Origin of the sequence: Priestia sp. D3YE.R1, from assembly GCF_049199565.1 — a bacterium.
Lineage (GTDB): Bacteria > Bacillota > Bacilli > Bacillales > Bacillaceae_H > Priestia > Priestia aryabhattai.
The window spans coordinates 1,196,811-1,205,939 of the sequence record NZ_JBLTHW010000002.1 but is presented as its reverse complement, the minus strand read 5'-3'; the positions used below and the strand labels follow the sequence as shown (position 1 = coordinate 1,205,939).

The following is a 9,129-nucleotide window of genomic DNA, read 5'->3' as shown; positions in this document are numbered from 1 at the left end:
TTAATCCTAAAAACCCTAAGAACAAGATACTTGCAGGTTCGAGATGCTTCACTTTATGTTTTTTACGTGGTTTAGAAATTAGCATATTACATTTCCCTTCAGAATGTTTTGAGTAAAAGTTTATTATATAATATACCCATTTACTTCAAAAGATGGTCATTACTTTTATTGCCCTTATAGTTTCCGAGAAAGCCGTTTATGTTAACTAAGCATATCATAGTCATCTAAAAAAACAGAAAAACCTATCTTTTCTCAGTCAAAAGAGGTAGGTTTTTCTGTTGCAGAATTTAGTTGTATGAGTCAATGTTTGGGACATCTTGTGTAGTTTGCTCCAGGTAGAAAAAATTCATGTAGGAAAAACAAAAAATTAGCGCTTTCTTATATTTACTATCTTAGCAACCTTATCTAAATATTTTCCATAATAATAAGCGACCCTATATACCGTAAACAAAGTTACCAAGGTCGCTTATACTATATTTTGATTTATTATTTTTTTGTCTGTTTCTTTATAATGAAATATCTGTAATCTCATTAATCTTCTGACAGAATTTCGCTATCATTATTAATTTGATCGAACAAATAAGTAAGATAAGAATCTAGTTCAAATTGATTACCTTCAACAAAATCATATAGCATAGAATTATTTTCTTCTCTCATTTTTAGTCACTCCAATTTAAGTTTTTTCAATCTTTATACATGATGACCATGATTCTTTTTTTGACCCATTTTTCTTAAAAGCAAGCTTACAATTAATACTAAAATGATTGATCCAATAATTGCTGGAATGATTGCAAAACCGCCAATGACTGGTCCCCAACTTCCCAAGATAAGGCCGCCTAACCAAGAACCAATAAAGCCAGCGATAATATTACCAATAATACCTCCAGGAACGTCGCGTCCTGTAATTAAACCGGCGAGCCACCCAATAATTCCACCTACAATTAGCATCCATAGAATCTCCATTACTATTTTCCTCCTTTTAAATTGTTTAGTTAACTTTACCCCTCACTAAAACTCATTAATCTTGTTATTTTTTTCCTGATTGGAGCTTTTCTCGTATATAAAAGGACACCCTCTCATTTCTCGACTGTTTCATGAAAAAGATAAACGATTAGGACAGCTCTCAGCATACAAAAAACCAGCACCTCCTATATAACCATCTACGCCTTACCTGCTGCAGTAAGAGCTCCTTGTTATTTTTTGAGTGGACAGGCAAGCTTACTGCAGTAGCTACATCAAAGTATCTAAAGAATTACGACTTGATTACTAATCAATATCTATTTTAGTACCGTTGCCGCGTTAATACACATTGTGGACGTACAGTTTTAATTAGCCATTTTTCTTTCCTTTGTTAATCCGGATTACATGTTATCTTTCCATATCTCAATGCATCATAGATAGCTCGCCCATCACTTAAACTCGTTTCTGAATATTCAAAGGGTAAGAGCGAGAAAACAATATAATAAATAGAGAAATAAACAAATTGGTAAGAAAAGAGGTTCTTTGAGAAAACACCCAACATAATTAAACCATACACAAGAAGGATAGACGCTAAATTAGCTATGGTACCTCCAGCATAAACACAAGCATGAGTAAACCGGTTATCATACTTTAATTTTTCGTAAATACAAAAAGAGTGCAAAAAATAAATAGATTTTATTTTAATTTTCTTCCACCTAAAAATCGTTCTCCCTTGTCCAATGGTAAAATCGACCTTTCCTCCTAAAACAATAGCCATAAGTGAGTGCCCCAGTTGGTGAATAACAGACACAATTGGAATGACAATCAAAAAAGAAAATAATAATTTTGGCATATCACTCCATCCAAACATACCTGTCTCCCTTTCCTCTTAAAATAATCTTACATTTGATATTCCACATTTTCGCCTATCAAAACCGGTAATTTTATGAGGGCTGTATAAGAGAATGATACTTTTCTATGCTTTGTATTTATGATTTCCATTAGGTTAACTAAATAATTAAACCGGACTTTCTTTACAATAAAAAGAGCTACCTCGAAATAGAAAAACTAACCAGAAGAGACATAAGAAAACGAGGAAAGAGCTTATGGTGGTAAATAAACTGAATGGATGAAAAGGACCCATTGATTTCTTTAAAAATAAAAAACGCTTAGTATGATTGCCTAAGCGTTTTTTATCTTTATTCCAAATCAGTTAATGGCCGGTATTGTTTAGAAGTAATTAAATCACCTTCAATGAGAACATAAGGATGTGTTTTCATCAGAATAGTTTTGAGATACTCTGGCATCCTCTCTCCTTTGTATGCACAAATTAATGGGAATGAGAGTTTATTCACCGCACTATCCACTATTTTTTCAAAATCTTCGATTAGATGTAAAGGATCTTCCATTGTGCTCCATTCTACATGTGCCCATGATCTGAAAGAAATTCTATTTTCTAAGTAGGGCTGAACGCTCTTATTAAAATAATTAAGAATGGCAGGAGGATGATAACTACCGCTTGAATAATAGAAATCAAAGTTGTTTATACGATGTATCATTTTCATTTGATCTGTGGTCAATAGTATTTTCAAATGGTCATGAATAAAAGGATAAAAACGGTCATTTTCAATAAGAAGAATGCAATCTCCAGCAAAAATCCCCTCTTGGATATAACTTACAACTTGTCGTATATAATTTTCTTGCTGGTCGTAGGAATACAGTATATGAATACTCTTTTTTTCTGCAAACAACTGATTCATTTTACTTTTCAACACATAATCCCTTCTTTCTTCTCGCTCTCTCATTATACTGGGATTATGTAAACAAAATATAGCGGTAATTTATTGAATTTTCAAAAAAGAGAAAACCGCATACAGAAGGTGCGCTTTTTATATACTTCTCTAAGCTCTGTCTCAAAGAGAAACCTTGTTAAATCAACGATGTATAAAAAGATGTATAAAGTAAAAAATCCTTCTTCCTGCGAACCCTTTTCTATCAAGGGTTAGTTAGAAGTTAACGGAAATACTTCATATCGGTAATCCCATAGTTCTAAAAAGTCTCCAATCATGTCAAGAAATGAAGAAAAGATAGCTATATTTTGTCTATTGCTTATGTAAAAATGAATGGGAAATATAAAGTTAATGCTAAATAGTTCAAGATTGTATCTTGTGAAATTCAGTATAATTTTTTTATTTTGAATGAAAATAGCTCATAGAGTAGATAATATTTATTGTGATTTAATGCTTTGAATCTTTTAGTTCATTATATTGAGGGAGTAGCCAAGTTGTTCATCAGGCTCAAGACCCAAAGGCCACAGGTTCAACTCCTGTTCCACAACCATTTTTATTGGGCTATCGCCAAGCGGTAAGGCAACGGATTTTGATTCCGTCATGCGTTGGTTCGAATCCAGCTAGCCCAGCCATCCGTCTATATTAATTAATCATATAGATTCTCCATATGTTCTTCTTTTTACTATCTATAAAATTACTCCATCTTTCTCCTTGGCAAATATAATCACTAAACGTAGCATTCTTCATTACAATATGACCTCCACATTCATCTGCCAATTGTTTAGCAGACTCTTTATCAACGGGAAATGCTAACGATTCATCATTAGTAAATTCGNGCATTCTTCATTACAATATGACCTCCACATTCATCTGCCAATTGTTTAGCAGACTCTTTATCAACGGGAAATGCTAACGATTCATCATTAGTAAATTCGTAACTGGATACATCTTTCTTTTTTACGTTCTTATACGAATGACATACGTAATATAATTTACCTAACTTTATAAAATAGTATGGATACTCTCTGTTAGGCAATTTACCTCCCTCCATTTCTGCATCCTTCAATTGCTTTATAAGTCACTATTATTATCTTACTTGAACTTAAAAAGGTAAAATCCTTCTACGTCAAAGGTTTTCCTTTTTCATGTGTGCTGGAAAGTTCTATTATGGTAACTAAGGTTGTAAATCATATGCAGCATTCTTACCAGCCAAATTTATAAATATTTTAGCTAATTCAACCGGTTTTTCCCAATGCGCGTTATGTCCGGCGGAAATTCCAATGTATTCCCATTTTCTTATTTAGCTCTATTCGCAAATTTATTGATGGGCTCCAGAACAGGATGACTACTTTTTTGGGTGCAATTAATAAATACACGCGGAATTTGTCTCAGTTCTGCTTTATTCATTAATTTAATCTTTTGTTCAAATGCTTTAAAAGGATGATCTGTGTTATAGATAGATCCACTATGAGGTTTTGGAAGTCTGAATCCATCTCCTTTTGAATGAACAATCTCTTTCTTTTATTTTATGAATGATTCTGAATATAGATCATTAATTGATCGATTATCTTCAAGTATTAGAGCGTCAAAGAAGATGAGTTTGGAAATCCTATTCAGTAGTTGATCTGCAGCACCAATAATAAACCTACCACCGTAGCTGTGCTCTGCTAAGTAAATGTTGTTTAAATCCTCAAAGAGTATGATGTTTACTACGTCAGTAATATGGGTTTCTAAGTTAATATCAGGTGTTAAAAGATGATTTCGATCGCCTAATCCAGTTAAAGTTAATGAAAAAACTACATGTCCTTGTTTTATCAGTTCTTTTTCAACTTCTCTCCATGCTCAGGCTCCACCAAAAGCTCCATCACAAAGGACGAAAGTAGCCATATATTCACCTCACCTATTATTTCTTATAGCTACCTTATGTATTCATTTTAAAATAATGATAACCTGTTTAGTTCGATAAGAATTGGGGCCTATAATATACAGGTTAAAAACAGAAAAAAGCTACTGTCCCCAACAGTAGCTTTTTCTGTTCTTGTAAGGAGACTGGAGAATTACCATGATGATGCTTCTCGTCCCGACTACCGTTGACAATTGTGTACTCCCTACTTTGAAGATAAATCTTCTCTATCCGCAGCTTCGGGTGGTGTTTCCATCCATTCATTTTCTATCATGATATCGGCTGCATCATTAACAAATCCTGATATATCCTTTAAAAAATCTGCATACATTAGCGCTAAATCGCGTCTTCCGTTTACTGCTACTGAATTTCCGAAATTTCTTACTCTCATTGAAAACATATCCATTTTATGAAATACCATTAATTTATCGGAAAAAGGAGAAGATGTTGAAGTTGTCACTAAATGATCAATTAGTCCTGGGGAAGGCAAGTTATCATCGTGAAGTTTTTTTATATAACCTTCAATCGCTTTATAAGTAAGTTCTTCTCCTTTTATAAATAAATTTCGAATCTTTTTCGTTTTTGTAACTTGACTAAATGCCATTACTAAGGCTTTACTTGCCACGTTCGTCTCTAAATTATCGTATAAATGAGCAATTTCTAATGCATGTAAAGGTCGCACATCTCCAATAAAACCTTTTAAATAATTTTTGTGTGCTATCTTTACTTTTTTGGGTGTCGGAATAATAGGTGATTTAACAATAACTCCTTTATTTATGGAAATATCTTTGATATGTTCCTCCAATTTTATAGTTGATTCCATACAATGAAGGGAAAATTCCCTTATATCTTCTCTATACATTAATGGTATTCCTACACTATAAAGGCTAAGTCCCACTTTAGTTACATATCTTAAATAATGTACATAAAACTCGTCTTCAAATAATTTTGGAGCATCAAGATTAACATCTTCTTTTGTAAAGCCATGTGGAATAGGAATGTTCTCTTTTACGAAAGTATCTTTTATAGTACTCTGAAATTCTTTGCTCAAGTTTAATGCATTTTCCAATAACTTCTTTATATCTTGGTCTTCAACATGTCGGAGAAAATAACTTAGAATACATGTAGCCATGCTATTACCCATATATGTAGCCCAAAGTTTACCCATTTCCGCAGAATTTAATTTTTCCATATAAAATCTCCTAAATCGATTTTTTCTTAGATTTACCATTAAAAGAATATCTATTCTTCTATTCCCTAAACTATAGTTTTTTCAGAAAAAACCATTTAAATAAATCTCAACCTGTGCATTGGTAAAGTAAGATGCTCGATTAACGTCCTGATGTCTTTTTCTAAACTTTAATTATGAGGTAATTCCTTTCGATCATTTGCTTGAGGGGGTTTCTCTATCCATCCTCTTTCAATCATAATGTTTCCCCAACTTGTAGTAAGTTTTAAATCCCTTAGAATAGATGCTTCACAATGTGTTATTACATCTACCCTCATACTTACAGCCATAGCATTGGAGTAATATACCATTGCTAAATTAAACATAAAACCGGCATGAAATAACATTAATTTATCTGAGAAAGGAGCTATTTTCGAATTTGTAACTTGGGTGTCTAATAACCCTGGAGAATGAAGGTTGTCTTCATGTAATATCGAAGAAAAGATACCAATATGTTTGTTGCACAAATTTAAAGCATCACCCATAAATTTATATGCTTTTTTATCCTTAGTTACTTGCTGAAAACCAAGAATAATCCCCTTTGCTGCAATACTCTTTCTCAAATTAAAATATATATTTGAAGCCTCCATCGTATTTAAAGGCCTCTTCTTCCCTAATATGTCCATTGCATATCCTAAGTCCGTAATGATTTCACTATTTTGTGGCGTAGAATAATAAGGGTCTCTTTCATAAATTCCTTTAGATAAGAGAATATCAATTGATTTATTATAAACGTCCATTGCATCAATATTACATTGATAGTAATGGTTCCGTATATCTTTTCGAACTGAACCACTAAACGACATACCATGTCCTGATAATCCATGAATTGTCATATCATGTATGTACTGCAGCCAAAAGGAATCCGTAAATAAAGAAGGAGCTTGCAGGTTTACATCTTTATCTGTAAAGCCATTTGGTAGAGGAAAATCCTCGTTGTTTAAAATCTTCGTTAACACTTTAAGATGCTTTTCAGATAATCCTAAACAAAATTCAAAAAGGGAACGAATTTCGGAGTCTTTAACGGTTGCTAATACGTATTTGCTAATGCAAATCGCCATTGTTTCCCGAATATATTGTACCCACAGGCTTGTAATTTCTGAGGAAGTTAATCTACTGTCGTTTCTGCTCAAATTTGTTACCTCCAATAGGATATAAATGCTACAAATATATTATCCCGATATATTACATTTATGCATTATGGTAACAAATCGCATTCATAGTAAAGACCACACACTATTAAATCTCCCCCATAGATAGACATAAAAATCTAATGAATATCTAAAAAGCTGCACAATCCATAATAGAGACTCTTATGAAATTCCCTGTTGCTGAACAAGGGGGTTTTTCTGGTTGGTTCCTTTAAGAGTGTTTATGTTAACTAACGTTGTATATAGTATGCACTTCTCAACCCTTAAAAGTATTAAAAATAGAAAGTAGGATAGGATGAATAAATAGAATAAATAGGCTAAATGTATTTTAGCAGCACTCACTTAATAAACATATACATACTCATCCATGTAATCGATAAAGAGGAGGATACCTTAAACAATGGAGAAAGCCAAAGTTAGTGTTATTCAATTATTTGCCATGATGTTTATTTTCAACCTAGGAACCTCATTAATCGTAGCTTATGGAATAAACGCACAAAAAGATGCTTGGCTTGCTATCCTTTTAGGGATGTGCATGGGGATGGTTTTATTTTTCACCTATTACTCTTTATTCCGTCAATATCCAACTCTCCCTCTTACTGGATACGCAAGGAAGATATTTGGTAAATATTTAGGGTGGATTATTGGTTTGTTATACGTCCTAATTTTTTTGTATATGTCTGCTAGAAATGCACGTGACTTTGGCGATTTACTAGTCTCATCAACATTGACAGAGACCCCATTATTAGCTGTCAATTTATCACTGGTTCTTGTAATATGTTATGTTCTTTATTTAGGTATTGAAGTGTTAGGAAGAACAGCAGAAGTATTTATTGTTGTCTTGCTGTTCTTGGGGATAGCAGGAAACTTCTTTATTTTTATTTCAGGGAATGTTGATTTTCATAAGTTGCAGCCCTTTCTTGAAAATGGATGGAAACTACCTTTAAAGGTGGCTTTTCGAGACGTTTTCTTTTTTCCTTTTGGTAAAATGATTGCCTTTACAATGTTGCTCCCTCATTTAAACAGACCTAAATTAGTGAAAAGAGTATGGCTATCTGCCATCGTTTCAAGTGGTCTGATCTTAAGTTGGACAGCAAGCTTAAATATTGCCGTTCTTAGTGTTGATGTAACAAAAAGATCCGTCTTTCCGACGTTAGTAACCATTGGAAAGGTGAACCTTTTAGATTTTATAGAAAGACTCGATGCGGTTGTTGTGTTTACGATGTTGCTGACAGTGTTTTTTAAAGTCTCTATCTTTTTGTATGGGGCTGTCATCGGAATAGTGGATTTATTCAAGTTAAACAATCGTCAACAAATTCTTTTACCAACCGGGGGAATTGTCATCTTTTTATCCATGACCATGGCCTCCAGTTTTCCAGAACATTTAGAAGAAGGTCATGACGTTTTGCACTATTATTTCATTGGTTTTCATCTGCTTATACCCTTGTTAATGTTTTTAGTTTCCATGGTTCGTAATGGTTTCAGGAAAAAAATAGATCGAAACCAAATGTAATATAATAACGACTATGCTATATTTCAAAGCCATTGAATTTAAACAAATGCCAAGGGCTTTTTTGATTACCGAGAAGAAATATTATGGTAACTAGAAACAAAGGTATATGTTATTATATTCCAGGAGGCGAGAGAATTTTGAATATGGGCTTAGGAGTTATATTAATATTCGTTGCAATTATCTTTATTTTATGGGGGATATTCTCACGTAAGCAAAAGAATAGAATTGTAAGTAGTACATTATTGGCAGTAGGAACAGTTGCCTTATTTACAAGCATTCTATTGTTAACTGGAATATACGATCCATATGCTAACCATATTAAATAAAAACCAAATAGGCAGAAGCTTTTTATTTTAAAAAGGCTTCTGCCTATTTGATTTCCGATAAGCTCTGTTATATAAATTAGATTTGTATATGATATATAATAAAAAAAGTAAAATTTGGATAAAGGTATTGTTAAAATTAATTTTATTATGTAAAATTTTATTATAAAACAGACTATGTGTTACTGGCGTAAACATGGAGGACCATGAGGAAGCACATAGATAACGGCCGTACGCCTGGGCAAAGTATTTGAACATGAG

8 protein-coding genes, 1 tRNA gene and 1 riboswitch are annotated in these 9,129 nt (G+C 32.9%); of the genes, 3 read left to right on the top strand and 6 right to left on the bottom strand.

Annotation, left to right across the window (positions count from 1 at the left end; translation table 11 throughout):
- Window positions 1-531: 531 nt before the first annotated feature.
- The 4 genes from ACOZIR_RS18355 to ACOZIR_RS18340 form a co-directional block, all read right to left on the bottom strand.
- Window positions 532-657, bottom strand: coding sequence for a hypothetical protein (locus ACOZIR_RS18355; protein ID WP_255219823.1), 126 nt, complete (start codon window positions 655-657; stop codon window positions 532-534).
- Between the two features lie 33 nt (window positions 658-690).
- Window positions 691-963: a GlsB/YeaQ/YmgE family stress response membrane protein gene (locus ACOZIR_RS18350; protein ID WP_045289662.1), complete on the bottom strand. Its 273-nt coding sequence runs from the start codon at window positions 961-963 to the stop codon at window positions 691-693.
- 388 nt (window positions 964-1,351) lie between these two features.
- Entirely contained in the window at window positions 1,352-1,831 is a 480-nt protein-coding gene (locus tag ACOZIR_RS18345) for a site-2 protease family protein (protein WP_045289664.1), read from the bottom strand.
- A 328-nt stretch (window positions 1,832-2,159) separates the two neighbouring features.
- On the bottom strand, window positions 2,160-2,735 hold the full coding sequence (locus ACOZIR_RS18340) for an MEDS domain-containing protein (RefSeq protein ID WP_080890118.1): 576 nt from the start codon (window positions 2,733-2,735) through the stop codon (window positions 2,160-2,162).
- Window positions 2,736-3,307: 572 nt separating this feature from the next.
- Here ACOZIR_RS18340 and ACOZIR_RS18335 point away from each other — a divergent pair.
- Window positions 3,308-3,382 (top strand) — tRNA-Gln (locus ACOZIR_RS18335).
- A 1,476-nt stretch (window positions 3,383-4,858) separates the two neighbouring features.
- On the opposite strand, the gene ACOZIR_RS18330 is transcribed toward ACOZIR_RS18335, so the two are convergent.
- On the bottom strand, window positions 4,859-5,845 hold the full coding sequence (locus tag ACOZIR_RS18330; RefSeq protein WP_237758361.1) for a DUF3231 family protein: 987 nt from the start codon (window positions 5,843-5,845) through the stop codon (window positions 4,859-4,861).
- Window positions 5,846-6,012: 167 nt separating this feature from the next.
- On the bottom strand, window positions 6,013-7,014 hold the full coding sequence (locus ACOZIR_RS18325) for a DUF3231 family protein (RefSeq protein WP_045289671.1): 1,002 nt from the start codon (window positions 7,012-7,014) through the stop codon (window positions 6,013-6,015).
- A gap of 418 nt (window positions 7,015-7,432) precedes the next feature.
- On the opposite strand from ACOZIR_RS18325, the gene ACOZIR_RS18320 reads away from it, so the two are divergent.
- Entirely contained in the window at window positions 7,433-8,545 is a 1,113-nt protein-coding gene (locus tag ACOZIR_RS18320; protein WP_421535735.1) for a GerAB/ArcD/ProY family transporter, read from the top strand.
- 143 nt (window positions 8,546-8,688) lie between these two features.
- Complete coding sequence (locus ACOZIR_RS18315) at window positions 8,689-8,871, top strand: hypothetical protein (RefSeq protein WP_237758370.1); 183 nt, start codon at window positions 8,689-8,691, stop codon at window positions 8,869-8,871.
- Between the two features lie 168 nt (window positions 8,872-9,039).
- A riboswitch (ZMP/ZTP riboswitch) is annotated at window positions 9,040-9,118 on the top strand.
- Window positions 9,119-9,129 lie beyond the last annotated feature (11 nt).